27 protein-coding genes are annotated in these 25,906 nt (G+C 55.1%); 19 read left to right on the forward strand and 8 right to left on the reverse strand.

The features are described from left to right. Positions 1-366 (reverse strand): hypothetical protein, encoded by a 366-nt coding sequence (locus B472_RS03425; protein ID WP_238147373.1) that lies wholly within the window; start codon positions 364-366, stop codon positions 1-3. An 84-nt stretch (positions 367-450) separates the two neighbouring features. Between B472_RS03425 and B472_RS03430 the strand changes: the two genes are divergently transcribed. Beyond that, positions 451-1,608: a glycosyltransferase gene (locus tag B472_RS03430; RefSeq protein WP_019425352.1), complete on the forward strand. Its 1,158-nt coding sequence runs from the start codon at positions 451-453 to the stop codon at positions 1,606-1,608. 98 nt (positions 1,609-1,706) lie between these two features. Beyond that, complete coding sequence (locus B472_RS03435) at positions 1,707-2,465, forward strand: hypothetical protein (protein ID WP_026039201.1); 759 nt, start codon at positions 1,707-1,709, stop codon at positions 2,463-2,465. Between the two features lie 405 nt (positions 2,466-2,870). Here B472_RS03435 and phnN read toward each other — a convergent pair whose 3' ends face one another. Genes phnN through phnF form a run of 3 tightly spaced genes read right to left on the reverse strand, consistent with a single transcriptional unit; the run spans position 2,871 to position 4,892 of the window. After that, entirely contained in the window at positions 2,871-3,419 is a 549-nt protein-coding gene (phnN, locus tag B472_RS03440) for a phosphonate metabolism protein/1,5-bisphosphokinase (PRPP-forming) PhnN (protein ID WP_040505708.1), read from the reverse strand. Beyond that, positions 3,416-4,129: a DUF1045 domain-containing protein gene (locus B472_RS03445; protein WP_019425355.1), complete on the reverse strand. Its 714-nt coding sequence runs from the start codon at positions 4,127-4,129 to the stop codon at positions 3,416-3,418. The genes phnN and B472_RS03445 overlap by 4 nt, the downstream gene beginning before the upstream one ends. Next, entirely contained in the window at positions 4,119-4,892 is a 774-nt protein-coding gene (gene phnF, locus B472_RS03450; protein ID WP_238147374.1) for a phosphonate metabolism transcriptional regulator PhnF, read from the reverse strand. The genes B472_RS03445 and phnF overlap by 11 nt, the downstream gene beginning before the upstream one ends. Positions 4,893-5,010: 118 nt before the next feature. On the opposite strand from phnF, the gene phnG reads away from it, so the two are divergent. The 15 genes from phnG (at position 5,011) to B472_RS03525 (ending at position 18,621) form a co-directional block, all read left to right on the forward strand. Continuing rightward, positions 5,011-5,520: a phosphonate C-P lyase system protein PhnG gene (phnG, locus tag B472_RS03455; RefSeq protein ID WP_019425357.1), complete on the forward strand. Its 510-nt coding sequence runs from the start codon at positions 5,011-5,013 to the stop codon at positions 5,518-5,520. After that, entirely contained in the window at positions 5,517-6,149 is a 633-nt protein-coding gene (gene phnH / locus B472_RS03460) for a phosphonate C-P lyase system protein PhnH (RefSeq protein WP_019425358.1), read from the forward strand. The genes phnG and phnH overlap by 4 nt, the downstream gene beginning before the upstream one ends. 1 nt (position 6,150) lies before the next feature. Further along, the gene (locus B472_RS03465; protein ID WP_019425359.1) at positions 6,151-7,299 is read left to right on the forward strand and encodes a carbon-phosphorus lyase complex subunit PhnI; all 1,149 of its coding nucleotides are present in this window, start codon (positions 6,151-6,153) and stop codon (positions 7,297-7,299) included. Next, positions 7,296-8,228: an alpha-D-ribose 1-methylphosphonate 5-phosphate C-P-lyase PhnJ gene (locus B472_RS03470; RefSeq protein WP_019425360.1), complete on the forward strand. Its 933-nt coding sequence runs from the start codon at positions 7,296-7,298 to the stop codon at positions 8,226-8,228. Before B472_RS03465 ends, B472_RS03470 begins: the two co-directional genes overlap by 4 nt. Then, positions 8,225-8,689, forward strand: coding sequence for a GNAT family N-acetyltransferase (locus tag B472_RS03475; protein WP_019425361.1), 465 nt, complete (start codon positions 8,225-8,227; stop codon positions 8,687-8,689). The genes B472_RS03470 and B472_RS03475 overlap by 4 nt, the downstream gene beginning before the upstream one ends. Position 8,690: 1 nt before the next feature. Further along, the gene (gene phnK, locus B472_RS03480; protein ID WP_019425362.1) at positions 8,691-9,488 is read left to right on the forward strand and encodes a phosphonate C-P lyase system protein PhnK; all 798 of its coding nucleotides are present in this window, start codon (positions 8,691-8,693) and stop codon (positions 9,486-9,488) included. Positions 9,489-9,505: 17 nt separating this feature from the next. Beyond that, entirely contained in the window at positions 9,506-10,210 is a 705-nt protein-coding gene (gene phnL, locus B472_RS03485) for a phosphonate C-P lyase system protein PhnL (protein WP_019425363.1), read from the forward strand. Further along, complete coding sequence (locus tag B472_RS03490; RefSeq protein WP_019425364.1) at positions 10,207-11,361, forward strand: alpha-D-ribose 1-methylphosphonate 5-triphosphate diphosphatase; 1,155 nt, start codon at positions 10,207-10,209, stop codon at positions 11,359-11,361. The genes phnL and B472_RS03490 overlap by 4 nt, the downstream gene beginning before the upstream one ends. Positions 11,362-11,448: 87 nt before the next feature. Beyond that, positions 11,449-12,342, forward strand: a complete 894-nt coding sequence (locus B472_RS03495) for a TRAP transporter TatT component family protein (protein ID WP_081504907.1) — start codon at positions 11,449-11,451, stop codon at positions 12,340-12,342. A 12-nt stretch (positions 12,343-12,354) separates the two neighbouring features. Further along, positions 12,355-13,389, forward strand: a complete 1,035-nt coding sequence (dctP, locus tag B472_RS03500; protein ID WP_238147375.1) for a TRAP transporter substrate-binding protein DctP — start codon at positions 12,355-12,357, stop codon at positions 13,387-13,389. Next, complete coding sequence (locus B472_RS03505) at positions 13,386-15,227, forward strand: TRAP transporter large permease subunit (RefSeq protein WP_019425367.1); 1,842 nt, start codon at positions 13,386-13,388, stop codon at positions 15,225-15,227. Before dctP ends, B472_RS03505 begins: the two co-directional genes overlap by 4 nt. Positions 15,228-15,309: 82 nt before the next feature. After that, positions 15,310-16,164: a phosphonate ABC transporter ATP-binding protein gene (gene phnC, locus B472_RS03510; RefSeq protein ID WP_019425368.1), complete on the forward strand. Its 855-nt coding sequence runs from the start codon at positions 15,310-15,312 to the stop codon at positions 16,162-16,164. Between the two features lie 33 nt (positions 16,165-16,197). Next, positions 16,198-17,142, forward strand: coding sequence for a phosphonate ABC transporter substrate-binding protein (gene phnD / locus B472_RS03515; protein WP_019425369.1), 945 nt, complete (start codon positions 16,198-16,200; stop codon positions 17,140-17,142). Between the two features lie 103 nt (positions 17,143-17,245). Beyond that, the gene (phnE, locus tag B472_RS03520; RefSeq protein ID WP_026039204.1) at positions 17,246-18,052 is read left to right on the forward strand and encodes a phosphonate ABC transporter, permease protein PhnE; all 807 of its coding nucleotides are present in this window, start codon (positions 17,246-17,248) and stop codon (positions 18,050-18,052) included. Positions 18,053-18,060: 8 nt separating this feature from the next. After that, the gene (locus tag B472_RS03525; RefSeq protein ID WP_026039205.1) at positions 18,061-18,621 is read left to right on the forward strand and encodes a phosphonate degradation HD-domain oxygenase; all 561 of its coding nucleotides are present in this window, start codon (positions 18,061-18,063) and stop codon (positions 18,619-18,621) included. A gap of 39 nt (positions 18,622-18,660) precedes the next feature. Here the strand turns inward: B472_RS03525 and asd are convergent, their stop codons facing one another. Continuing rightward, the gene (asd, locus tag B472_RS03530) at positions 18,661-19,542 is read right to left on the reverse strand and encodes an archaetidylserine decarboxylase (RefSeq protein ID WP_238147376.1); all 882 of its coding nucleotides are present in this window, start codon (positions 19,540-19,542) and stop codon (positions 18,661-18,663) included. Positions 19,543-19,714: 172 nt separating this feature from the next. On the opposite strand from asd, the gene B472_RS03535 reads away from it, so the two are divergent. Continuing rightward, the gene (locus tag B472_RS03535; protein ID WP_019425373.1) at positions 19,715-21,235 is read left to right on the forward strand and encodes an aminotransferase class III-fold pyridoxal phosphate-dependent enzyme; all 1,521 of its coding nucleotides are present in this window, start codon (positions 19,715-19,717) and stop codon (positions 21,233-21,235) included. 47 nt (positions 21,236-21,282) lie between these two features. On the opposite strand, the gene B472_RS03540 is transcribed toward B472_RS03535, so the two are convergent. Next, a complete protein-coding gene (locus B472_RS03540) occupies positions 21,283-21,891 on the reverse strand; it encodes a hypothetical protein (protein ID WP_019425374.1) in 609 nt (202 codons plus the stop codon). A 135-nt stretch (positions 21,892-22,026) separates the two neighbouring features. Between B472_RS03540 and B472_RS03545 the strand changes: the two genes are divergently transcribed. Further along, entirely contained in the window at positions 22,027-23,202 is a 1,176-nt protein-coding gene (locus B472_RS03545; protein ID WP_040505739.1) for a glycosyltransferase family 1 protein, read from the forward strand. Here the strand turns inward: B472_RS03545 and lplT are convergent. Together lplT and B472_RS03555 are read right to left on the reverse strand one after the other, a co-directional pair. Further along, positions 23,191-24,429, reverse strand: coding sequence for a lysophospholipid transporter LplT (gene lplT / locus B472_RS03550; protein WP_019425376.1), 1,239 nt, complete (start codon positions 24,427-24,429; stop codon positions 23,191-23,193). The two genes, B472_RS03545 and lplT, sit on opposite strands and share 12 nt — an antisense overlap. After that, entirely contained in the window at positions 24,422-25,855 is a 1,434-nt protein-coding gene (locus B472_RS03555; RefSeq protein WP_019425377.1) for a UDP-glucose/GDP-mannose dehydrogenase family protein, read from the reverse strand. The genes lplT and B472_RS03555 overlap by 8 nt, the downstream gene beginning before the upstream one ends. Between the last annotated feature and the right edge of the window lie 51 nt (positions 25,856-25,906).

Below are 25,906 nucleotides of genomic sequence, written 5' to 3' on the forward strand. Positions count from 1 at the left end.
TTACACAGTCTTAACCAAGGACAAGGCTTGCAAGGCCACATCAAATGTTTTGGCTTTTCCCATGTAGTAGCGGTCTAAGCGCCACTCCTGCAAGATATCCATGGCCAATTGAAAATCCGCACTGTTCAGCAAGTAAAGATCTTTGACCGAAAAATCAACCTCTTCAACCAAAGACAAGATCAGGTGAGAAAAAATCTGCGCTGTTTGATCTTGTGGTTCTTGCTCAATCAGCAAACGAACTTTTTTGATGGCACGCATTTCAGGCTCTCTTAAAAAAATCCCTATTGTGAATGTCGTGAGTTCATTATTTATGAAACTATTGCGACCAAGGCGTGACAAAAGATGGGGGAGATTTTCAATTTCCAAGCGCCTTCCTTGAATCTTAGTATTGGTTGCAGCTGGACACCTGCGTCATGCGGTTGACACGCTCAGTGCCCATGATCCCAAGAAATGAAAAGAGACCTGCAACTCATTTATTTCAACGCTGGAGGTGGCCACCGTTCTGCAGCGATCGCACTCCAAGAGGTGATGGCTCGTTCGCATCCCGAGTGGACGGTCCACTTGATCAACCTTTTCGATGTGATTGACCCCGAACACTACTATCAAAAATTGACGGGCTTTGCACCTGAGGATCTGTACAACCTCCGGCTGAAAAGAGGCTGGACAAGAGGACTGGCAACAGAACTCAAAATTTTCCAAGCCATGATTCGGCTTAGCCTGCCAAAGCTCAAAAATAAACTACAACTTTTTTGGCAAGCGACCCGACCCGACATGGTGGTCTCACTCGTTCCCAATTTCAACAAAGTCATGTACCAAGCATTGACAGAGGCGTTACCCAAAGTGCCCTATGTCACCGTCATCACAGACTTGGCAGACTACCCGCCCAACTTTTGGATAGAACCTGGCCAGGGCCAGCACATCATTTGCGGGACAGAATTTGCTGCGTCACAAGCTTTGGCTTCAGGCTACGAACAAAAATGGATCACCAAAACATCAGGCATGATTTTGCGGCCTAGCTTTTATCGAAAACAGGAAGTCAATCGACTGTTGCACTACAAAGAATTGGGGCTTGACACAGATCGCCCAACGGGTCTTGTCATGTTTGGTGGTAATGGGTCCAATGAAATGCTCAAAATCTCCAAAGAACTATCTGCCCATCAGTTGATATTCATTTCGGGACACAACACCGATTTGACCAAAAGAATTGAGTCACAAACCACACTGGCGAGACACGTTGCCATGGGGTATGTCAAATATATGGATCACGTCATGCAGTTGAGTGATTACTTTGTGGGCAAACCAGGACCTGGTAGCTTGAGTGAAGCCGTGCACATGGGCTTGCCGGTCATCACATTTCGCAGCGCTGCCACCATGCCTCAGGAACGCTACAACACAGTTTGGGTGCAAGAAAACAAGCTCGGCAAAGTCATACCCTCGATTCGAGAGTTGCGCTGTGCAGTTGAAGATCTTCTCAATGATCTACCGTTATTTCAACTCCATGTGCAAAAAATCAACAACACCGCTGTTTACGAGGTCGTTGAAGCCTTGAGTCGCATCATGCACAACAGCAGTGGGCAAGTTTTGAACAGCGATGCACCACAAAACTGATGTACTCAAACTGAACCACATAGATCACGAAAATTTCTTTCATCACGCTGTCACAGCCATCCGTGATATTGGGTTGATCACTTCAGTTGAAAGAAAGCATGACTGCTCCACTCAAGAAAGTACTGATCGTAGGAAGCGCCCCAGACGCAGTCAGAGCTTCTGAATGGGATACGTCCTTATTTACAAACACCCTTGTCATCAACAATGCTTGGAAAGCTTTTGCGTCATGGGATACGCTCATCTTTCCCGAAGATTTCCCCCAAGATAACCGTCCTGCATCGACTCAAATAGGTGGTAGGAGAATAGTGACCGCCAAAGAATTTGTACCTGCACAAAACGACTTTGGTGGCTTTGTTTATGCCGGCGGAACCATGTGCTTCACAGCAGGCTATTGGGCACTTGGTGCACTTCAACCCGATGTCATTGCCTACCTGGGGTGTGACATGGTTTACGAAGCACAAGCGGGCAGCCAGACTCATTTTTATGGGCAAGGCAATGCAGACCCCTTAAGACCCGATGTCACGCTGCAAAGTCTGGAAGCCAAGTCGCTGCGATTGCTTGCATTGGCTCAAGACCAGGGCTGTAGCGTTGTGAACTTATCTCAGCGTCCAAAGTCTCGATTGATGGTCCCCAGGGTCACGCTGCAAGCGCTTCAAGACCGTGACTACAAACCCAAAAAATTACCCATCAGCACACAGGCCGTCAAAGCTGCGCTGTTGGCTGAATCGCAACTGGGTTACTGGGTGCCTTCTGGAAAATACTGGGAGGAGATTGAAAGATTCGACAAACTCAAACTCAGTCACATCGACTCGCTTTGGCTGGCTACTGCTACACACACAGAATGCCAAGCCGCATAAACGCATGCACAGCACATCAACAGGAATCATGCAATGAGCACTTCAAGATCGATCGTTTCACAACTCAAGCTGGAACCTGAATCCATATTGGCAGATAACGGCCTGCGATACAAATTCAAAGGTGGTGGATCACCGTTCCAAGATTCCGCCAACATGTCCACCATGAGTTGCTACCGCTGTGGACTTCACAAATCTCGGGCACTGGGCGTCTTTGTACGCTTATTGAACCAACGCTCGTTTGTGTGTCAAGACTGCTGCAACAAGCCCCGTTCATCACCGGCTCAGTCTGGCATGCGCAGCAAAGACTGCCCCATTTGAATACGAGCGCCTAACGTAACCCCATCCGCTCACTTCAACCCGGCTGAAGCCATTGTTAAAGGATGTATGTTGCATTTTTTGAAAGAATCAAGATTTCATTTTTTGAAGGGCCAGTAACAAAGCTTGTCCCGCTTGATCTAGAGTTCCGTTGTTAGAAATCTCAATCACCCCCTGGGGCACCAAAAAGGCGCTTGCACGGACGATCCGTTGTTGGATTTGTTCGGGCGTTTCGCGCTGGCGCTGGATCAGGCGTTGCAATAGCGTCGCCGGGTCGGCGGTGATGTGCACCACTTGCAGGCCGGGGTGACTTTGCAAGGCTTGGGCCAAATGGCCGCGTGAGCCGTTGACCAACACCCAGAGTCCTTGTTGTAGGCCTGCCAACTCTGTCCGGCGTATGCCGTAATGCAAACCGTTGGCATGCCATGACAGGGCAAATGCGTCTTGGCTGCGCAATGTTTCAAATCCTTGCTCATCGGTCTCTTCATGCACTTCGCCTCCAGCTGCTGCGGGCCGTGTGATTGTGCGCCGGGCCCAATGCACAGGCATATCTTTGGGCAAGTGCTTGCGCAACCAAACAAGCACACTGTCTTTGCCTGCACCCGATGGGCCCATTACATAAATAAGTCGTGAGTTCATCCGAGCAAATCCATGGTCTCCAGTAACTCAAAATCGGCACCGGCTTGGGGTTCAATGAACAGTGCGATCTGCGCAAAACGGCACTCTGGCAGTGTTTCGAAACGCGCTTGTGCGGCTAGGAACAAGGCGGCTTTGACCTCAGGCGAGTACTTTCCGAGGGGACCACTCAAGGAGAGGTGAAACTGAAAGTGATCCAGCACCCACGGGTAGCCCCACGCCAGCAACAAGCGGTCTTGTTCGGGCGTCAGTTGCGCTTGACGGCGTCTTGCCAACTCGGCATCAGACAATGGCTGGGCCAGAGGGTGCAGCTCTTGCACGCAGGCGGCAGCAGTGGCGTTCAGCTGGGCCAAGTCACCTTGAGGGCGCAGGGCCAAAAAACCACCTTGGTCGCTGACCCGCAGCGGCGCCAGGTCAAATGCGGGCCAGCGTTTGGAAAGCGCTTGCATGGCGTTGCGCAGGGCATCCAGACTTTGCCCGCTGGCCAAAGTAAAAGGTGCTTTAAGGGTGGCGTGCCAGCCGTAGCGGCGCGGGTCGGCGGTCAGGGTTTGCAATTGGGCCGGGGCTACGCCAGCAATGTCAGGCAAGGCATAAGTCGCCCCGCTGGCCGCGCAGCGCCCAAGCCATTGGCTGCCCGCTTCCCACCAGTCGCCGTAGACCTTGGGCACAAAATACACCGCGCAGCGGTGGGGCAAAGGGAGTTCAGAGTTCATCGTTTTTCACCGTCAAGGTCACGCGGTCGCCTGCAAACCAAGCCAAAGCAAATTCAATGGGCACGCCCCCGGGGTCCACGTTCACGCTGCTGACCAGCAGCACTGGCCGCGTGTGCACTTGGCACAGCAGGGCCGCTACATCGGGGCTGGGCAGGCGGGCGCTGATGCGGCTTTCTTGTCGCTGGTAATCGTTCACGCCATGCTGAGCAAAGGCTTCGGTGATCGATCCGCTTTGGGCCACGGCATCTGCCAGTCCCGAAAAACGTGGCAACGGAAAGTAACGTTCGCTCACATGCAGGGGTTGCCCAGCGCCTTCGCCCAGCACTTGCAGGCACAGCAAGGGGCTGCCTACACCCACCTTGAGCGCTTGGGCTTGATCGGCCAGGGCCAGCACCGTGCGCGATTGCAAGATTTGCAAGCCCCCGCGCACACCCGCTTGGGCCAGGTTTTGCCGATAGCGTGTGCGCTTGCCCAGCGCCAAGTCGACCGCAAACGCCTCGACAAACGTGCCGCGCCCTTGTGTGGCGCGAACCAAACCGCGTTGACCCAAATGGGCCAAAGAGCGGCGAATGGTGTGGCGGTTGACGCCGAACTGCTCGGCCAAAACATGCTCAGAAGGCAAGCGTTCACCGGGCGTGTAGTGGCCTTGCCCAATCGCATTGGCCAATTGCTGTGCAATGCGCGACCAGTAACTGTCGCGCTCAGGTTGCGTAGCTCCCGCTTCTTCGTGATGCGGTGACTTGAGCGCTAAAGACGTGGCCAAAGAAGTCTCCAAAGAGGTCAACAAAAAAGATGCAGTTTTGTCATGAAAGCTACACATGGATTGTCTAAGCTCACAACTGTGTTTGAGTTGTCTAGACAAGCGACAGGGTGCCACAACGATGTTTCAATCATTTGACAATGCCCACATGCAACGGCCGACCACCCGTCCCGAGTGGATGGCTTTGCTGGCCCGAGCGCCGCAAAAACTGCTGGACGGTGCATTGCCCGCAAACACTGGCGCATCGCCGCAATGGCTGCGCAAACCCGAAACCGGTTTGATGATGGTGCAGGGCCGTGCAGGCGGCACGGGCGAGCGGTTCAATTTGGGCGAGATCACCGTGACCCGCTGTGCTTTGCGCTTGGCAGATGCAGATGCACAAGCCCCAGTGGGGGTGGCCTATGTGGTGGGGCGCAACCACCGACATGCACAACTGGCCGCGATGGCCGATGCCCTGTTGCAAGACCCGGCGCACCGCGAGGCGCTGGAAGAAAAGCTGTTGAAGCCGGTGCGTGAATACCTGCAAAAGCAGCAGTACTTGCGCCACGAACGTGCCCAGACCACCAAGGTCGACTTTCTCACCGTGGCCCGCGAAGCCGGCCATGGTGACGGCGTGGGAGAAGAAGCATGAACACCCCCATCATCAACGCCCCCGATTTGCAAAACATCGTGGCGGGGTTTGACCATGAGGCCTTTGGCAGCCAAACGGTGTTCCGTGTGGCGCTCGATGCTTTGTCGCATCCTGGCCGCGTGTTCGACATGCCCCTTGAAACCGCATTGCCGCGTGAGGGCCATGGCGCGGCAGCGGCCTTGTTATTGGGTTTGCTGGACGCCGACACCACCTTGTGGCTGTCCCCAACTTTGGCCAGCAGCGATGCGCCGGTCTGGTTGCGCTTTCACACTGGCTGCCAGATCGTGGCCGAGGCAGCGGCTGCGCAGTTTGTATGGGTGGCGCAAGGTGACGACATGCCCCAGCTGAGCAGCCTGCAATTGGGCAGCGACGCTTACCCCGACCAATCGGCCACTTGCGTGCTCGAAGTCGACAGCCTGCAGGGCGATGCCGGAGGCTGGCGCTTGCAAGGCCCCGGTATTCCGTCAGCGCGAAATGTGCACGTCCTCGGCTTACCCAGCGATTTCGCGGCGCAATGGACCGATAACCACGCCAGTTTCCCCAGGGGGGTGGACGTGTTTTTGAGCACCGCAACCCAAATGGCGGGCTTGCCGCGCACCACCCGCATCCTGATTGATTCGGAGTCATGACATGTACGTTGCCGTCAAAGGCGGGGAAACCGCCATCCTCAACAGCTACAAGTTGCTCGCCGCACAACGCCGTGGGGATCCTTTACAGCCCGAGCTCACCGTGAGCCAGATCTGTCAGCAGCTCAAGTTGTCGGTGGACCGCGTCATGACCGAAGGCTCGGTGTACGACCCAGAGTTGGCTGCGCTAGCCATCAAGCAAGCCAGTGGCGACTTGGTCGAGGCCATCTTTTTGCTGCGTGCCTACCGTGCCACTTTGCCGCGTTTGGGCAACACCTGCCCGCTCGACACCACGCACATGCAGCTGGACCGTCGCATCTCGGCCACCTTCAAAGACTTGCCCGGCGGGCAGGTCTTGGGCCCAACTTACGACTACACCCAGCGCCTGCTCGACTTCAGTTTGCTGGCCGAGGCGCAAACACTGGACAGCGCAGCAGGTGCTGAGCAAACAACGCCGACAGCGACCACGGCCCCCGTATCCGTTCCCCGTGTGGTGGACTTGCTCAACCAAGAAGGCTTGATCGAAAAATTTAACCCACTGGCGGGAGACCCCGCACCCTCCGATTTGACGCGTGAGCCGCTGCGCTTTCCGGCCGGTCGCGCCACCCGATTGCAAAACCTGGCACGGGGTGACGAGGGCTTTTTGTTGGCCATGGCCTATTCGACCCAGCGCGGTTATTCACACACCCACCCTTTTGTGGGCGAGGTGCGCTTGGGCCAAGTGGCGGTCGAGATTGAACCCGAAGAGCTGGGATTCGCCATCTCGATTGGTGACATCGAGATCACAGAGTGCGAGATGGTCAACCAATTTGGCGGCAGCAAGACCGAGCCCCCAAAATTCACCCGCGGCTACGGTCTGGCCTTCGGTCACAGCGAGCGCAAAGCCATGGCCATGAGCTTGGTCGACCGTGCCTTACGTTCCGACGAGTTGGGCGAAGCCATCGAGTCGCCCGCCCAAATGCAGGAATTCGTTCTCTCGCACAGCGACAGCTTGGAGGCCTCAGGCTTTGTACAGCACCTGAAGTTGCCGCACTACGTTGATTTTCAGTCTGAGCTGGAGCTGGTGCGCAAGATGCGCTCGCAGCGCCATGAGCAGCAAGTTGTGCCCACTCATGCCACCCCAGCCGACACCCGCCTGAAGGAAACCCCATGAATTCCCCCAGCGAATCGCCAGCAGTGGCTGACCTGAGCGAAGCCTTGCCGCAGCGCACCGCGCCTGACGTGAACTTCGCGTACTTGGACGAGCGAACCAAACGCATGATCCGCCGCGCCATCTTGAAGGCCTTGGCCATCCCGGGTTACCAAGTGCCGTTTGGTTCGCGAGAGATGCCTCTACCCTACGGCTGGGGGACGGGCGGTATCCAGGTCACCGCTTCGGTGATTGGCCCGCAAGACGTGCTCAAGGTCATTGACCAAGGCTCGGACGACACCGTCAACGCGGTCAACATCCGCCGCTTTTTTGAGCGCACAGCGGGCGTGAACACCACCACCCGCACGCATGAGGCGACGCTGATCCAGACGCGCCACCGCATTCCCGAAAAGCCCTTGACCGAGGGCCAAATCATCGTGTACCAAGTACCGGTGCCCGAGCCCATGCAGCGCCTGGAGCCACGCGAGACCGAAACCCGCACCTTGCACGGCTTGGCCGAATACGGCTTGATGCATGTGAAGCTCTACGAAGACATCGCCCGCTATGGCCACATCGCCACCACCTACGACTACCCGGTCACGGTGAACCAGCGTTACATCATGTCGCCCTCGCCGATTCCGAAGTTCGACAACCCCAAAATGCACATGAACCCGGCGCTGCAGCTGTTTGGCGCTGGCCGAGAAAAGCGCATTTACGCAGTCCCGCCTTACACCCCGGTTGAAAGCTTGGCGTTTGATGACTACCCGTTCGAGGTGCAAAAGTGGAACGCCGCTTGTACGCAGTGCGGCGCCAACGACTCGTTCTTAGATGAAGTCATCATCGACGACTCGGGCGCTCGCATGCATGTGTGCTCTGACTCGGATTACTGCCAAACCCGTCAGGACGACGCAGTCAACGTGAGACTCGCAGCGACGGGAGAGTTGGCGACATGAGCCTGCTGATACGAGAAGCCACCGAGGCCGATTTGCCCGCTGTGCTGGCCTTGTATGCCCAGCCTGCCATGGACAACGGCAAGGTGTTGACACTTGATGAGGCCAAATTGTTGCTAGCCCAGTTTCGTCAATACCCCAGCTACCGTTTGTGGGTGGCCTGTGAGCTTGCATCCGATTGTGCCAACGATGGCGCAGTGGTGGGTACTTATGCCTTGCTCATCATGCACAACTTGGCCCACCAAGGTACGCCCTCGGCCATCGTCGAAGACGTGGTGGTCTGCACCGAGCAGCAAGGCCAGGGCATTGGCCGACACATGATGCAGCACGCGCAGCAGCAAGCCCAGGTGGCCGGTTGTTACAAGCTGGTGCTGTCGTCCAACCAAAAGCGCGCTCGCGCCCATGCCTTTTACGAGTCGCTGGGTTTTCAGCGGCATGGCTTCAGTTTTGTGATCAGGATTTGATATGGATACCCTGGACGACACACTGACCCAATTGCCGCTTTTGCGCGTGCGCGGCGTGGGTAAAAGTTATGGCGATCGCATAGCCCTGCACAGCGCCAGCTTCGACTTGTGGCCTGGCGAGGTCATGGCCGTGGTCGGCGAATCAGGTTCGGGTAAAACCACCTTACTCAATGCGATTGCCGCACGCAGCCGCCCCGATACCGGGCAGGTTGAATTTTTAAGCCGTGACGGCCAATTACAAGACATTTACCGCATGACCGAAGCCCAACAACGCTTGCTGGCACGCACCGACTGGGGCTTTGTGCACCAAAACGCGGCCGATGGCTTGCGCATGGATGTATCGGCCGGGGCCAATGTCGGTGAGCGCCTGATGGGCCTGGGCGAGCGGCATTACGGCAAGCTACGCCATATCGCGCAAGAATGGTTGCAACGGGTAGAGATTGACCCGGATCGTATCGATGATGTGCCGCGCACCTTTTCAGGCGGCATGCGCCAGCGCCTGCAAATTGCACGCAATCTGGTCACCCAACCTCGTTTGGTGTTCATGGACGAACCCACATCCGGCTTGGATGTGTCGGTGCAAGCGCGGCTTTTGGATTTGCTGCGCCAACTCACACGCCAAATGCAATTGGCTGTGGTCATCGTCACGCACGACCTGGCCGTGGCCCGCTTGTTGGCACACCGCATGATGGTCATGCAAGGTGGCCAAGTGGTCGAAGCGGGGCTCACCGACCAGCTGTTGGACGACCCGCAACACCCCTACACCCAGTTGTTGGTGTCGTCCGTCTTGCAACCTTGAACTTGAGAGAGCTCTTTATGCTGCAAATGAAACAGGTGTCCAAGCGCTTCACGCTGCACCACCAAAATGGCGCGAAACTGCAAGTGCTGAGTCAAGTGGACCTGTCGGTGGGCTCAGGCGAATGTGTGGTGCTCGACGGCCCCTCGGGTATGGGCAAGAGCACTTTGCTCAAACTCATCTATGCCAACTACCGCGCCACCAGTGGTCAAATTGAGGTGCGCCAAGCCAATGGCCGCGTGCTGGACCTGACACAAGCTTCGCCCCGCGAGTTGGTGCGCATGCGCCGGGACACGGTGGGTTATGTCAGCCAGTTTTTGCGCGTGATCCCCCGGGTTTCGGCACTCGACGTGGTGGCAGAGCCCTTGATCGAAGACGCGACTGACCAGCCCGAGGCGATCGAATCCGCGAGAGAACAAGCCCGTGTATGGATGACCCGCCTGCGCATTCCCGAGCGCTTGTGGCACCTGCCGCCCGCCACCTTTTCTGGCGGTGAACAACAACGCATCAATATCGCCCGCAACATGATCAAGCCACGCCCCATTCTTTTATTGGACGAACCCACCGCTTCGCTCGATGCGGCCAACACCCAGACCGTGGTGGACTTGATCCGCGAGGCGGTCGGTCGCGGTGCTGCACTGGTGGGCATCTTTCATGACGCGCATGTGGGGGCCGCAGTGGCCACACGCCGTGTCGACATGGCCCAGTTCAGGAGCGCCACATGAGCGACGTCGTGTTCAAAAACGCGCGTCTGGTGTTGCCCACCGAAGAGGTGCTGGGCAGCGTCGCGGTCAAAGAAGGGCGCATCCAATCGGTGGACCAGGGTGCTGCGCTGGACGCGCAAGGCTGGGACTTGGAGGGCGACTACCTCATGCCCGGCTTTGTCGAGATGCACACCGACAACTTCGAGCGTCACCTGATGCCTCGGCCCAAAGTGCAGTGGGCCGAGATGCCCGCTTTGATCGCACACGACGCCGAAGTGGCGGCCGCTGGCATCACCACCGTGTTCGATGCACTGGGCGTGGGCGATGCCGACCCCGAAAGCCTGCGCGGCAGCACTTGGGACACGGTGATCAAGACGATCGAGCTGTGCACACAGCAAAACCTGCTGCGGGCTGACCACCATTTGCATGTGCGCTGCGAGCTGCCTGCGCCCAATACGATTGATTTGTTCAAGCCCTTTCACGGCCAGCCGCGCCTATCGCTGATCTCGTTGATGGACCACACACCAGGTCAGCGCCAGTGGGAAAACATCGACGTGGCGCGGGTTTACTACACCGGCAAAAAAGGTTGGTCTAATGAAAAATTTGAACGCCAGGTGAGTTTGTCGGCCGAATTGCAAGACCGTTATGCCGAGCCACACCGCGCTTTTTTTGTGGACTACTGCCGCAGCCACGGCATCGCTTTGGCCAGCCACGACGACACAACCGCGGCTCATGTTGAACAAGCCCACGCAGAAGGCGCGAGCATGTCGGAGTTCCCGACCACTTTATTAGCTGCACGTGCCGCGCACACGCATGGTTTGCTCAATGTGATGGGCGGTCCCAACGTGGTTCGGGGTGGCTCGCATTCGGGCAACGTGGCGGCGTCCGAGTTGGCCAGTCATGGCTTGCTCGACATTTTGTCGTCCGATTACGTGCCGGGCAGCATGCTCAGTGCGGTGATGCGGTTGGTGGACGAGGGCATCTTGAGCTTGCCCCAAGCCGTGGCCACCGTCACACACAACCCCGCGCAAGCCACGGGCCTGAAAGACCGGGGCCAAATCGCTCCAAGTTTGCGAGCTGATTTGATCCAGGTGCGCGTAGTAGAGATGGCCCATGGCCAACGCCATGGGGTGGTGCGAGCGGTGTGGCGAGAGGGCGTGCGGGTTCTTTAATGGCCTTGGGCTTTGAAGGCGACATGACTTGTCACGGTTATTTCATGCATCGTTCATAAACTGTCATTTTTCTTGAACGCCTTGCCCATGCACAACGATTTTCTACGCCCAAGCTTGTCACTGCTTGTATTGGTCTTGGCTTTTGGCTTGAGCGCTTGTATGCCGCGCCAGTTGCTGGTGAATGGCGCGGCCGATGCTTTGACGGTGCAAGGCCAAGCCGAAGAAGAGGACATCGGTTTGGCGCGTGAGGCCAGCGCTTTTTATCTGAAGTTGTCTGAGTCTTTGTTGCGTCAGACACCAGGGCACTTGGCTTTGGCTGAATCCGTGGCCTCCGGATTCACTCAGTACGCCTATGCGTTTGTGGCCACGGATGCCGAACGCATGATGAATACAGATGCCAAGGCCGCACACCAACTCAATGAACGCGCCAGGCGGCTTTACCTGCGGGCCCATCGGCATGCCATGTCCGCGTTGGCGCGATCCAACCCAGGCTTGATGGCGTCTTTGGCCAAGCCCTCGGCCACGCAACACGTTCTCCTTCAGCCTGACCAATTGGGCGTGGCTTTTTGGGCTGCAGCGTCTTGGGGTGCATACATTGCCTTGTCCAAAGATGACCCTGACGCCGTGGCCGACTTGCCCTTGGCGGTTCGGCTGGCTGAAAGCGTTTGGCGCACTTCACCAAGCTTTGGTCAAGGCGCAGCCGCCAGCCTCATGGGCAACTTTGAAGCCGCCCGGCCCGGAGGCTCCATGACCAAGGCTGCGGCTTACTTCGATGAGGCCATTCAGGCAGGGGGCGGAAAAAACCCAGGCCCTTTGGTGGCCAAAGCCGAAGCGATTGCTCAGCCCACGGGTGATCGCACAGCTTTCGAAGCGCTGCTGCAAAAAGCTTTGTCTGTGAGCGCCAAACGGTACGACTTGACCAGCCAGATCATGCGTCAACGTGCGCAGTGGCTGCTGGACAGTGTGGATGATCTTTTTTGAATGGATGGACCGATGCGTTGGATGCAACCCCCCTTCTGGAAAAAATGTACCAGCGTCGCTTTGCTGGGCTTGCTGATGCTGAGCACCTCTTGGACCCAAGCAAATGAAAAGTCATTGCGCATTGGTTCTTTGGTGCCGAAAAATTCCTTGTACCACCGACAGTTGCTCGACATTGCGGACAGCTGGCGCACAGCGCAAGGTGCGGGTGCTAAATATTTGGTCTATCCCGATGGCAGCCAAGGCGGCGAGGCAGAGATGGCTCGCCGCATGCGCATTGGGCAGCTGCAGGGGGCCTTGTTATCGGTGGTGGGCTTGCGCGAAATCGAACCCTCAATCGCCGCCTTGCAGTCCATGCCCCTGCTTTTTCGCAGCTGGGAAGAAGTCGATTACGTGCGCGAAAAAATGCGCCCGGCCATGGAAAAAAAGTTCCTAGAAAAAGGCTTTGTGGTTTTGGCTTGGGGCGATGCGGGTTGGGTACGGTTTTTTTCCAAAGAAGCAGCCATCAGGCCCGATGACTACAAACGCATGAAGTTTTTTGCATGGGGCTCCGAGCCGGACCAGCAATCCATCATGAAAAGCCTAGGCTACACACCCGTGCCTTTGGAGACGACCGACATCTTGCCCGCGATTCAGACTGGCATGATCAATGTGGTGCCTTCCACACCTTACTTTGCATTGGCCAGCCAGGTTTACAACTCCGCACCGCACATGCTAGAGATCAACTGGGCGCCGATTGTGGGCGCCTTGGTGGTGACAAGAAAAGCTTGGGACAACATGTCGCCATCTGTTCAACAGGCCGTTCGGGCTGCCAGTGACAAAGCCGGTGCGCAAATTCGCACCAAGGCTCGACAAGAGGTGGAAGAAGCGGTCGATGCCATGAAAAAACGCGGGCTCACGGTCCACAAACCCAACACCGAGCAAATGAAAGAGTGGAACGACTTGGCCGAGAAGCTTTACCCGCGCATCCGCGGCACGATGGTGCCCGCTGAAACCTTTGACGAGGTGATGGGTCACGTTAAAACCTTTCGCGCTGGCAAACCCAAGTGAAACGCTGGTTGGACGCCCTGAAGCGCACCCCAGGGTGGGTGCGATTGGATGAGACCATCGCCTCGGCAGCTTTGTCGCTGATGGTGTTGATTCCGGTCCTTGAAATTTTGATGCGGCCCTGGATGGGCAGTGGCATTGAAAACGCACCTGTGCTGGTGCAGCACTTGGGGCTGGTGTTGACCATGTGGGGTGCTTTGGCAGCGGAGCGTTACGGCCACTTAACGACCTTAGGCGGCAGCGGTTTAACAGACACAAACGCCCCCAAACCCTTGGCCTATGCCATGGGCAACGGCTTGGCGGCGCTGGTCTGCGGCATGTTGGCCATGAGCAGTTGGCTTTTGGTGGCCAGCGAGCGTGAGGTGTCACAGGTTTTGGCCTACGGCATACCGACTTGGTGGGTACAGGCGAGCATGCCTTTAGGCTTTGCGCTGTTGGGGTTCAAATTAGGCGCACGATGTTCTGGCAGCACGTCTCTTCGCGGTTTATTGGGTGTGCTTTTGCCTTTGTGCGGTGCGGCTTTGGTGGCGCAGTTCGACGGCACAGGCGTGCCTTTATGGCCCTGTGTCTTGCTGTTGGTGATGGCCCTTCTGGCCGGCGCCCCCATTTTTGCGGTCTTGGGCGGCTTGGCTTTGGCCTTGTTTTGGCAAGACGGCACCCCCTTGGCGACCGTGGCTTTGTCGCATTACCAAATCACCGTGAACCCGTCCTTACCTGCATTACCTTTGTTCACATTGGCGGGTCTGGTGTTTGCGCGAACGGGGGCCGCGAAGCGCTTAGGGAACTTGTTTGTGGCTCTCATGGGCCAAGGCACCACGGGCACCGTGGTCGCCACAGCGCTGCTGTGCTCTTGTTTTACGGCCTTCACGGGGGGCAGCGGTGTGACCATCTTGGCCTTGGGGGGCTTGTTGCTGCCTTTGCTGCGCAACGCCGGATACCCTGAGGGACGCGGCATCAGCTTGGTCACGAGCGCCAGTGCTTTGGGGGTGTTACTGGCGCCGTCGGTGCCGCTCATAATGTACGCCATCATCGCCCGTGTACCCATCCACACCATGTTCTTGGCAGGCTTGGTGCCTGCACTGGTCATGGTGATGTTTTTGTTGGTATTTGGTGGCTACCTGCGCCGCACACCTGCGAACAACGCTGCGGTCTATTCGGTCCAGCCAGCGGCAAAGCCAGCACTGTTTTGGCCTGCCGTCTGGGCAGCCAAATGGGAAATTTTGGCGCCTGTGGTGGCCATTGGTACTTTGGTCAGCGGCTTGGCAACACCGACCGAAAGTGCTGCCGTGACCGCGTTGTATGCCATCTTGACCCAAGCCTGGGCGCACCGAGAGTTGGGCTGGCGCTTGTTGGGCAAATGCCTGAGTGAGTCGACCCAAATCATTGGCGGCGTCTTGTTGATTTTGGGGATGGCCTTGGCCCTGACGAATTTCCTGATCGACGCCGGGATACCGGATGCGGCCATTGAAGCGGTGCAAACGGCCATTCCCAACAAGTACGTGTTCTTGTTGGCGCTGACGGTCTTTTTGTTGCTGGCCGGAGCGCTTATGGAAATCTATGCCGCCATTGTGGTGCTGGTGCCTTTGCTCTTGCCTGTAGCCATGAGTTACGGCATCGACCCGGTGCATTTCGGCATTGTGTTCTTGGCAGCCCTCGAGATGGGTTTTCTGTGTCCGCCCGCGGGCATGAACATTTACTTCTCGTCAGCCATGTTTGGCAAACCCGTTCGCGAGGTGGCAGTGGCGGTGCTACCTGCTTTGTTGGCCATTTTCTTGGGCACGTTGGCCATCGCGTCTGTGCCATGGTTGGCCACTGGCTTGCCAGACCTATTGAAGGCATGACATTCAATCTTCCCAAAGGTGTCAAAGGCCTGTCACAAAGTCTATACAGACTCTCGGCCAATAGATATACGTCGGAGTTCAAATGGCCTTGCGAATTCAAAACCTCAACAAGCATTTTGCCAACGGCAAACATGCATTGCGCGACATCGATCTGAACATTGCCGACGGCGAAATGGTCGCTCTGATCGGTGCGTCGGGTTCGGGTAAATCCACCTTGCTGCGCATGGTGGCGGGTTTGTTAGTGGCCGATGCCGGGCCTGGCTCACTCATTGAAGTGAATGGCCAATGCGTTCAACGAGAAGGTCGCATCGTCAGCGACATCCGCAGCATTCGATCGCAAGTGGGTTTTGTATTCCAGCAGTTCAACTTGGTGGACCGTTTACCCGTTTTGACCAACGTGCTGGTTGGGCGCTTGCACACCATGCCTTGGTTGCGCGGTGTGATGGGCTGGTTCAATGCGCAAGAGCGTTCAGCCGCCTTGGCCGCTTTGGAGCGTGTCGGCATCTTGGACTGCCACAAACAGCGTGCATCGACTTTGTCCGGGGGACAGCAACAACGTGCAGCCATTGCCCGCACCTTGGTTCAGGGGGCCAAGTTGGTCTTGGCCGACGAGCCTATTGCCTCATTGGACCCAGATTCCTCACGCAAGGTGATGGAGATTTTGTCCACCATCCAACGTGAAGACGGCCGCACCGTGATCGTGTCTTTGCATCAAGTGGACATGGCCATTCGCTATTGCCCCCGAGTGATCGCGCTGAACCAAGGCCAAGTGATTTACGACGGCCCTGCTGCGGCCCTCACACCAGCTTTGCTGCGTGACCTGTATGGCATGCAAGCCGACGAGTTTTTGAGTGGCAGCGAGTTGTTGCAGTCTGCGCAGGCTCAAATACCCTCCCCTGTTTTGGCATGGTCCAACAATTTGGCACAAGCCGCCTGATTTTTTCTTTTTACAACCCATTGGAGCTTTCTCATGTTCAAGAAAACCCTCGCTGCTTTGGCCATTGGCCTCAGCTTCACCGCCGCCATGGCCCAAGAGATCAATTTCGGCATCATTTCCACAGAAGCCACACAAAACTTGAAAGCCGACTGGCAGCCCCTACTCGACGACATGGAAAAGCAAACCGGCCTGAAGGTCAAGGCCTTCTTTGCCCCGGATTACGCCGGCATCATCGAAGGCATGCGCTTCAACAAAGTGCAAATGGCCTGGATGGGCAACAAATCGGCCATGGAAGCGGTGGACCGCTCCAACGCTGAAGTGTTCGCCCAAATGGTCAACGCAGATGGCACACAAGGCTATTACTCGCACCTGATCGTGCACAAAGACAGCCCACTGAACAACCTAAACGACATGTTCAGAAACGCCAAAAACCTGAGTTTTGGAAATGGCGATCCCAACTCTACATCTGGTTTTTTAGTGCCTGGCTTCTATGTTTTTGCCCAGAACAAAGTAGATGTTCGCACGGCTTTCAAGGTTTCTCGCAGTGCCAACCATGAAGCTAATGCCTTGGCTGTTGCGAATAAGCAAGTAGATGTCGCAACAAACAACAGCGAGAACTTAGAGAAGTTCAAAGATCGTCAAGCTGCCAAATTCAATGACCTCAAAATCATTTGGACTTCACCCTTGATTCCGTTGGATCCCATGGTCATGAGCAAAAATTTGCCAGAAGCAACCAAATCCAAAATCAAAACCTTTTTTTATAACTACGCCAAAACCGATGCCCGTGAGAAAGAGATCGTGATGAAGATCTCCAAGTTGTCGGGCTTCAAGGCATCGACCAACGAGCAACTCAAGCCGATTCGTCAGTTGGATCTTTTTGCACAGCGCAACAAAATTGATGGTGACACCACCATGTCTGCCGCTGAAAAGCAAACCAAATTGTCAGACATTGACCAAAAATTGGCCGCACTGAAGTAATTTGGATGCGTCTGGCTGCGGGCTCCTCAGTGCATGTGTGTGTGTTGAGGAGTCGCATTGATTGGGGCTGCTGGTTTGGCCCACTTGTTTTGAATTGAGCCCTATGTCATCAGTCACCCACTCTCCATTGCACGACTTAGCCCATACGGCAGCACCCAAGCGCAGTCTGACTTGGTACATGTCGTGGGCCTTCTTGCTTTTGTTGCTGGCGGCTTCTTGGAAAGGTGCTGACATGCGCCCAGCCGAGTTGTTCCGTGATTCGGGCAACATGAGCCAATACGCTGCAGAGTTCTTTCCCCCGAATTTCCGGCAATGGCGGATGTACGTCGACGAGATGATCATCACTTTGCAAATTGCTTTGTGGGGTACAGTTTTGGCCGTGGTGACTGCGGTGCCATTGGCACTCTTGGCGTCATCCAACATCGTGCCATGGTGGGTGTATCAACCTGTGCGTCGTTTGATGGACTCGTTTCGCGCCATTAACGAAATGGTTTTTGCCATGCTCTTTGTGGTGGCGGTAGGCTTGGGACCGTTTGCGGGTGTGCTGGCCTTGTGGATCCACACCGCAGGCATTTTGGCCAAGTTGTTCTCTGAGGCGGTGGAGGCGATCGACCCCCAACCCGTGGAGGGCATTCGGTCCACCGGCGCATCGGCAATGCACGAAATTGTTTACGGTGTGATACCGCAAGTCATGCCACTGTGGATCTCATTCACACTTTACCGATTTGAGTCCAACGTGCGATCTGCATCTGTAGTCGGTATGGTAGGCGCTGGCGGTATCGGCGTTGTTTTGTGGGAAATCATTCGCGGTTTTCAATACGCCGAAACTTGCGCTGTGATGCTGATCATTATTGTGACGGTGAGCATTATTGACCTTGTGTCCGCTCGTATTCGCAAGTTCTTCGTATGAGGTGAACCATGTCACTCACATTGTCAGAAGTGATTAGTTTGCTTGAGCGCCGTGGACAAATTCAGTACGGCATGGAAGCAATAAACCAACTCGAGCACGCGCTGCAGTGCGCGGACCTGGCAGAAAATGCTGGCGAAACACCTGAAATCGTCGTGGCATCATTGCTTCACGACTTGGGGCACTTACTGGTTGAAACCCGTGATGAGCAACAAATGCAAAAGACAAAGCAGGATGACTTACACCAATACATCGCACTGCCATTTATCCGTAGCCTGTTTCCGGCCGCGGTATTGGAACCCATCCGCATGCATGTGGATGCCAAACGATACCTCTGCCTGATCGATCCAAGTTATTGGGCCAGTTTATCGGCCGCATCAAAACACAGCCTGGAGCAGCAAGGGGGGGTGTACAACGTGGCTGAAGCCTCAGCCTTTATTGCGCAGCCTTATGCAGCTGAATCTGTGCGACTGCGCCGTTATGACGACTTGGCCAAAGTGCCTGCAAAGGCAGTGCCTCCCTTGTCTTATTACAACTCCCACCTCAATAAAGTAGTTTTGAAATCTGCTTGAGTCTTGCGCCTGCTGTTGCAAGCCCCGTTCACCATCGGCTCAGTCTGGCATGCGCAGCAAAGACTGCCCCATTTGAATACGTGCACCTGACACCACGCCGTCGGCCCATTCAAACCCAGGTGGTACAAAAATCAAAATGGTGGACCCATGCTCAAACCAACCCATTTCTTGCCCCTTGGCATACAGAGCATCGCAAGGCATCTCGTTGGGCCCCCGGTAACGCAGATTCAACAACACATCCACCGCGTGTAAACGCATGCTCGCGACCAAAACAGCTGCTACGGGCACGATCAAAAATGGAACGCCGGTTTCTGTCTGCATGTGCAACACAGCCCGTTCATTTTTGCAAAACAACTCGGCCACCCGCTTGAGCGCTACCGGATTCACGTTCCAAGTGTCACCTGACACATAGGTCACATGCTTCAAATGGACATGGTGGGGCGCATGAAAACGGTGGTACATGCTGCTGGTCAAGCGCAACGTCACATAGGAACCGCCCTCCAGAACAGCGGGCCAATGCTGGCATCGTTCAGAGGCTCCCACCAGAGATTGCAACTGGTAAGGAAACCCCTTGGCCTGATACACCTGCCCTTGGGTGATGGTCCCGCACTCCCCCACGATCGCATCACAAGGTGACGTGAAACATGCAGGATCTAGATTGACGAGCCTCGCTCCAGGTTTGAGTTCACGCGTGAAACAAGCGTGCAGACTGTCAAATTTCTCATGTTTCGCATCACTCAAATCCAGATCACTGAACATGCGCCATACCGCCATGGACGATTTGACCACCCAAGGATGTCGGATCTGACTCCACCAGCCCATGAAACGGGTCAGTGTGATGCGCGGGATACGGTTGGTCAGCAAAAAGTTGAGGTCTTCTTGAATCATCCACTTTTGAAAAATTTGGCGAATCTTCATCATGTTGTCACTCAATTTGAATAGAAAGAAAGTTCATTGACTCAAGGAAATCAACGTGATCACCACTTGGATAGGACTGGGCGCTTTGGGCGCTTTGACCACTCTGGCGCCGGCCATACGTCAAAGAATTCAACTTTCGCGGGCCAAACACCGATCTTTGGCAGGACATTCGAAAATGGCCAAACGTCTGGCTCGGTTGTTGCCCGGCTACAGTTTTGACGACAGCAGTTTTTTTGCTTGTGATGGCGCACCCACGCAGGTTCAGGCCCAACGCCGAGCTGCCTTCATGGGTCTGGCCAACACCTTGCAAAATCGCCACCCACTGAGCATCCAAGCTTCGGCACAGGCACGGAGCAACATCTCTGACATGCAATTCATTTCGGCGTACCGGGTGCCTTTTCAATTCAGTCCCATGGTCAGAGAGCATCTGAAAGTCGGCTCTTTCTTGCAGTCTGCCCAAGGCGTTCAGGTCACCGATTTGGACGGCCAGGTTTTTTACGATCTGACAGGTTCTTACGGCGTCAACGTGTTTGGCGCAGACTTTTACAAAGAAACCATGCAACTGGGCATGGCCCGAACCCAAGAGCTGGGACCGGTTTTGGGCTCGTATCACCCTGTTGTGGCGAGCAACGCGGAGCGACTCAAAGCCATTTCGGGTTTGGACGAGGTGTCTTTTCACATGTCCGGAACAGAGGCTGTCATGCAAGCCGTCCGGTTGGCCAGGTACCACACACGTCGCAAAAACATTGTGCGGTTTTGTGGTGCATACCATGGCTGGTGGGAAGACGTGCAACCGGGCCCTGGCAACCCCATGCCACCTCGCGAAACCTTCACCCTGAGTGACATGAGCGAGCGAAGCTTGCAGGTGCTGCGCACGCGAAAAGACATTGCTTGCGTGTTGATCAATCCTTTGCAGGCTCTGCACACCAATGCCAATGCGCCCGGTGATTCGACTCTGGTGGACAGCAGCCGACGGGCAAGCTACGACCGCGAGGCCTACACCACTTGGCTCAAAGCATTGAGAAAAGTATGTACGGAGCGGTGCATTGCACTGATCTTTGACGAAGTCTTCTTGGGATTCCGTTTGGCAGCTGGTGGCGCTCAAGCTTATTTTGGCGTTCAAGCCGACATGGTCACTTACGGCAAAACACTGGGCGGCGGTTTTCCGGTTGGCGTTGTGTGCGGGAAGCACGAATGGATGCGCCGGTTCAACGAAAAACGTCCCGCTGACATTTGTTTTGCCCGAGGCACCTTCAACGCACACCCGGCTGTCATGGGTGCCATGTCGGCATTTCTGGACCAACTCGACACACCAGCAGTTCAAGCCATTTACCACGGCCTGGACGAACGATGGAATGCGCGTGCAGCCCTTTTCAACAGCACCATGACGGCGAATGGATTGCCCTTTCAAGTGGCCAACATGTCCAGTGTTTGGACGCTTTTTTACACACAGCCCAGCCGTTACAACTGGATTTTGCAGTACTACCTCAGGCTGCATGGATTGGCGCTCAGTTGGGTGGGTACGGGTCGAATGATCTTCAGCCTCAACTACAGCGATGAAGATTTTGACGCTGTCATGCAAAGGTTTGTACAGGCTGGTCTGGAAATGCAGCGTGACGGATGGTGGTGGCATGCACCCATGATCACCAATCAATCCATTCGCCGTCGCATCCTCAAAGAAACATTGTTTCGTTGACCCATCCTCAACGCTCAACCGCTGAAGGTTGAGCGTTGAAAAATCACTCAACGGCTGATGTGGAGATCTCTGTCGGCAAAACGCTCACCGCGCAACAGTTGCAACGGCGCTTTGTGGTACAGATAAATGTCGTGAAAAGGATCGGTCAAAATTTTGGTCATCCAGACCAAGCCTGTCTGGACATCATGCAAAAAGAACAAATGCACGGTGCGGAACAGCAAAGCGCCGATCCCCAAATAAAGCCAAGCGAATCCAACCGCCCGCATGTACTCCAACAAAGTCTCATGCGCTGGCAATATACCCATGAAGCCTGGATTCATGAATATGGCCAAGGGCAACAATGCCCAAACACTCAACAGCACAACTTTGCGGCGCAGGTTGTAGCCCACCTTGATGTCTTCTTTGAACTCGTTGGTTGCCTCGTTGACATGGTCATAGCCCAAGGGTTCAAAGAAAAAATGTCCCGCTTGACGTGATGTCATCGACACCAGCCAAGCCAATAAAGCCGCTATGGCTGGATCCACAAACATCAATCCATAGGCCACCACAAAGGCCGTCGCACTGAGCAGGTGCAAGGACTGATTGATCCGGCAATGGTGGTAATAGCGGTGATCGTCCCAGCGCTGAACACGCAATGATTCCAAAAATTCTTTCACACGAACCCCTCTTGATGAATGTGACCGAATGATGATCGCTGAGTGTTAAAAATCAGTGACAGCCTTTGTTGTCATCAAATTGTTAAATGCTTCACCCAATATCAGGGGATGTACGAATCAAATCATGACCCCTACTTGGTTGAAAACATTGAGCCGCTCAACCCCAGCTTGCGCATCGCAGTGGTCACAGAAACTTGGCCACCAGAGGTCAATGGTGTAGCGCTCACGCTCTCGCGATTGGTGCAAGAGTTGAGTTTGCGACAACACACCATTCAGCTCATTCGTCCCAAGCAAACACCAAGTGAGACCGGCACGAGCCGAGAGGGCTGGACAGAACTCTTGCTCAAAGGCATGCCTATTCCACGCTACCCTGAACTCAAGTTGGGATTTCCAAGCAAAAAATCACTCATTCAGGCATGGACACAAAAGCGGCCTGACATTGTTCACATTGCCACAGAGGGCCCTTTGGGTTGGTCAGCCTTGCAAGCCGCCAAGGTTTTGCGCCTACCGGTTTCCTCCGATTTCAGAACCAATTTTCAAAGCTACAGCAAACACTATGGCGTAGGCTGGCTACAAAAGCCGATCGTGGCTTACCTGCGTAAATTTCATAACCGCACACACTGCACGATGGTCCCAACACAGGCGATGCGCGAACAACTTCACCAACTGGGGTTCGACAATCTGCACACCGTTGGCCGAGGTGTCAACACCACTTTGTTTCACCCAGATAAACGCAGCCCCGATTTACGTCGGCAGTGGCAAGCCGATGATGAAACCATGGTTTTGTTGTCAGTCGGACGACTGGCTGCAGAAAAAAATCTGGACCTGACCATCAAAACCTACCAAGCACTTTTACAAAACAATCGGAAAGTCAAACTGGTTTTTTGCGGTGATGGCCCTTACCGCGCCAAGCTTCAAGCCGAATGTCCAGACGCGATCTTCATGGGCATGTCAACACAACCGCAACTGGCCGTCGCGTATGCCAGCGCTGACCTGTTTCTTTTCACCAGCCTGACCGAAACATTTGGCAATGTCACACTGGAAGCCTTGGCCAGTGGCACACCTGTGCTGGCATTTGACTGTGCTGCCGCCAAAGAGGTCATAGAAGACGGGCGCAACGGTTGGCTGGTACACAATGAAGACGCGCAGCTTTATGTCTTGCGCGCTTTGGACATCAGTCAGCACATTCAAAATTTAAAAGACACTCGAAAAAACGCGCACACCAGCGTCCTCAAGTGGGAATGGAATGAAATTGCCTTGCAAGTGGAGCGTCTTTTCCGCCAAGTTCTGTCCACCTGTTCACGCAGCTGAGGCGGGTGGCCGCAAAGACATCAGCCAAGGGGCTGCAGCCATCCACAAGGGCAGGCTCATCAACACCATGGTGGTGAACAACGACCACTCCCAAGACACCATGAAGCTGTATGCCGCCAACATCATCAGCACACTCAAATTTTCATTGAAGCCTTGCACAGCGATGGATCGGCCAGCCGACATGCTTTTTTTCCCACGTCTTTGCAACATCGCATTCATTGGAATCAACAGCATGCCACCCGACCAACCCGCCAAGACCAGAACAGGAATCACCACCCATACATCCCGGATGAACGCCAGGCACGGCATCAACACCGCCAAAAGCAAAGCCCATCGCAAGGATTTGCGTGACTTGAAACCCTCCCGCTTAAGTGCCGCCATGATGGCGCCACCCATCACACCCAAGGCCACCACCCCTTGAAGATATGCACCTTGCTGTAAATTCAAGCCACCCTGCGTTTGCGCCCAAACCAAAACGACAAATTGCAGCACCGCGCCAACACCCCAACTCAGAGTGGTCACACGCAAAGACACCCCTCCTAAAGTATCAGCCCACAGTTGTCGGTTATTTCTCCAAAATGGAAGCCATCGGACATCACGCCAGGCCAAAGCATGGGGAACCTTGGGCTCCGTGGGCAGAATCCCTGAATTGCTGATTGCAGACAACCCATACAACAACCCAACGACGGCCAAGCCTGAAACCAATTCGGTTTGCACCAACCATGCAGGCCTGTCTTGAATACCCAACAGATCCATCAAGCCCGGATTTGCGCTGCCCATGCCGATCAACCAACCCCCTAAAACAACGCCACCCAAGATGGACAGCACCATCGTGACTTCGACCCAGGCATTGGCCTGAACAAGCCGCGATGCAGCCACAGTTTCGATGACCAGACCATACTTTGCGGGTGCATAAACTGAAGCGGCCAATCCAGTCAGCGCGAAGGCCAACAAAGGATGCATGCCCATCAACAAGCTCAAAACGGCCAAGATCTTGAGCAAGTTCATCACCGACATGACGTCTCGCTTTGAAAAGCCATCGGCCAAGGGGCCCACCCAACTGGCCATCAAAACATACGACAAAGTGAAAGCAAACTTGAGTAACGGCGCCCAATAACCGGGGTAAGCCTGCTCTTGTAAAAAGCAAACGCCCAGCACCAGCAGTGCGTTGTCGGCTAATCCACAGAAAAACTGGGCCAGGATCAGCCAAAAAAAACCCTTAGGCATTCACAGCGTTACCCGGTGAATTTGCTTCCATGTCTGACGCAAAATCCAACCATTGCGCCAAATCATTTCGGCGACCCACACCTTGGTAGGCAATGCCCAATTCACTCAAAGCCTCAGGGTTGTAGAGATTTCTACCATCCAAGATGAAGGGTTTGTTCATCACCGCTTTCATCGCAGCAAAGTCCGGGTTGTGGAAATTTTTCCATTCAGTCAACACCATCAAAGCATCTGCACCTTCCAGCGCCTGCATATCGGTGGGCGCCAGTGAGAAGTTCTCCAAGATAGCGTTATCTGAACCCAAGTCTTGCTGCAAAGCCAAAAGAGCATGCTCACCCGCAATGGGATCAAAGGCACACACTTCAGCGCCAAGCTCCAAAAGCTGACGAATCACCATGCGACTGGGTGCTTCGCGCATATCGTCCGTGTTGGGCTTAAAGGCCAAGCCCCAAATCGCAATTTTTCGACCCCTCAAATCCATGCCAATGCGCTGGACCAAGCGGTCTACCAAAACCGTCTTTTGTCGCTCATTCACCAACTCTGTTGCAGAAACCACGGCCATCTTGTGACCATAGGCCTTGGCCGTACTCACCAAGGCTTGCGTATCCTTTGGAAAGCAACTGCCGCCGTAACCGCACCCGGCGTACAAAAAGCTGTGACCGATGCGGCTGTCGGCACCGATGCCACGGCGAACATGGTCAACATCGGCATCCAAGGCATCTGCCAAGTTGGCGATTTCATTCATGAATGAAATCCTGGCAGCCAGCATCGCATTGGCAGCGTATTTGGTCAATTCGGCACTGCGCACATCCATCCAAACTGTGCGGGCATGGTGACGGTTGAAACTGGCATACAGATCGCCCATCATGCGCTGGCTTCGTGCTTTGTGAGGGCCATCGTTCAGACCCACAACAATCCGGTCTGGGCGCATGAAGTCATCGATGGCCGCGCCTTCTTTGAGGAATTCTGGGTTAGAAATGACATCGAACAGGTCCATCGACATGCCGCGGTGGGTCAATTCATGCGAAATTGCCGCGCGAACCTTGTCTGCCGTTCCCACTGGAACCGTTGACTTGTTCACCACCAACTTGAAGCCCTTGATATGGCGACCGATGGTGCTGGCCACCGACAACACATGGCCCAAATCAGCAGAGCCGTCTTCCGTGGCGGGTGTACCAACCGCAATGAAAATAATGTCGCCATGCTCAATGGCCTCACAGGCATCGTGAGTGAATCGAATGCGGCCATCGGCCCTGTTACGGTGGAGCAGGTCTTTCAAGCCAGGCTCGTAGATCGGAACTTCGCCATCTCGCAAGAGTTTGATCTTTTCTTCATCCTTGTCCATGCATAAGACTTTGAAACCCAAGTCAGCCAGACAAGCGCCAGTGACCAAGCCCACGTAACCCGATCCAATGACTGTGATTCGCATGACAACACTCCTGAAATAAAAGGAGATGTTGCTGGCCACCTGTTAAAGAGG

The sequence above is a fragment of the Limnohabitans sp. Rim28 genome (genome assembly GCF_000293865.2).
Lineage (GTDB): Bacteria > Pseudomonadota > Gammaproteobacteria > Burkholderiales > Burkholderiaceae_C > Limnohabitans_A.

Coding starts and splice junctions, on each gene's coding strand:
- B472_RS03475 (WP_019425361.1), top strand. CDS start 8,225: ATGAGCCTGCTGATACGAGAAGCCACCGAGGCCGATTTGCCCGCTGTG.
- lplT (WP_019425376.1), bottom strand. CDS start 24,429: ATGCCTAAGGGTTTTTTTTGGCTGATCCTGGCCCAGTTTTTCTGTGGA.
- phnC (WP_019425368.1), top strand. CDS start 15,310: ATGGCCTTGCGAATTCAAAACCTCAACAAGCATTTTGCCAACGGCAAA.
- B472_RS03435 (WP_026039201.1), top strand. CDS start 1,707: ATGACTGCTCCACTCAAGAAAGTACTGATCGTAGGAAGCGCCCCAGAC.
- B472_RS03465 (WP_019425359.1), top strand. CDS start 6,151: ATGTACGTTGCCGTCAAAGGCGGGGAAACCGCCATCCTCAACAGCTAC.
- B472_RS03430 (WP_019425352.1), top strand. CDS start 451: ATGAAAAGAGACCTGCAACTCATTTATTTCAACGCTGGAGGTGGCCAC.
- B472_RS03490 (WP_019425364.1), top strand. CDS start 10,207: ATGAGCGACGTCGTGTTCAAAAACGCGCGTCTGGTGTTGCCCACCGAA.
- B472_RS03445 (WP_019425355.1), bottom strand. CDS start 4,129: ATGAACTCTGAACTCCCTTTGCCCCACCGCTGCGCGGTGTATTTTGTG.
- phnK (WP_019425362.1), top strand. CDS start 8,691: ATGGATACCCTGGACGACACACTGACCCAATTGCCGCTTTTGCGCGTG.
- B472_RS03555 (WP_019425377.1), bottom strand. CDS start 25,855: ATGCGAATCACAGTCATTGGATCGGGTTACGTGGGCTTGGTCACTGGC.
- phnE (WP_026039204.1), top strand. CDS start 17,246: ATGTCATCAGTCACCCACTCTCCATTGCACGACTTAGCCCATACGGCA.
- B472_RS03535 (WP_019425373.1), top strand. CDS start 19,715: ATGGCCAAACGTCTGGCTCGGTTGTTGCCCGGCTACAGTTTTGACGAC.
- asd (WP_238147376.1), bottom strand. CDS start 19,542: ATGATGAAGATTCGCCAAATTTTTCAAAAGTGGATGATTCAAGAAGAC.
- B472_RS03470 (WP_019425360.1), top strand. CDS start 7,296: ATGAATTCCCCCAGCGAATCGCCAGCAGTGGCTGACCTGAGCGAAGCC.
- B472_RS03495 (WP_081504907.1), top strand. CDS start 11,449: ATGCACAACGATTTTCTACGCCCAAGCTTGTCACTGCTTGTATTGGTC.
- dctP (WP_238147375.1), top strand. CDS start 12,355: ATGCGTTGGATGCAACCCCCCTTCTGGAAAAAATGTACCAGCGTCGCT.
- phnL (WP_019425363.1), top strand. CDS start 9,506: ATGCTGCAAATGAAACAGGTGTCCAAGCGCTTCACGCTGCACCACCAA.
- phnD (WP_019425369.1), top strand. CDS start 16,198: ATGTTCAAGAAAACCCTCGCTGCTTTGGCCATTGGCCTCAGCTTCACC.
- B472_RS03525 (WP_026039205.1), top strand. CDS start 18,061: ATGTCACTCACATTGTCAGAAGTGATTAGTTTGCTTGAGCGCCGTGGA.
- phnN (WP_040505708.1), bottom strand. CDS start 3,419: ATGAACTCACGACTTATTTATGTAATGGGCCCATCGGGTGCAGGCAAA.
- phnH (WP_019425358.1), top strand. CDS start 5,517: ATGAACACCCCCATCATCAACGCCCCCGATTTGCAAAACATCGTGGCG.
- phnG (WP_019425357.1), top strand. CDS start 5,011: ATGTTTCAATCATTTGACAATGCCCACATGCAACGGCCGACCACCCGT.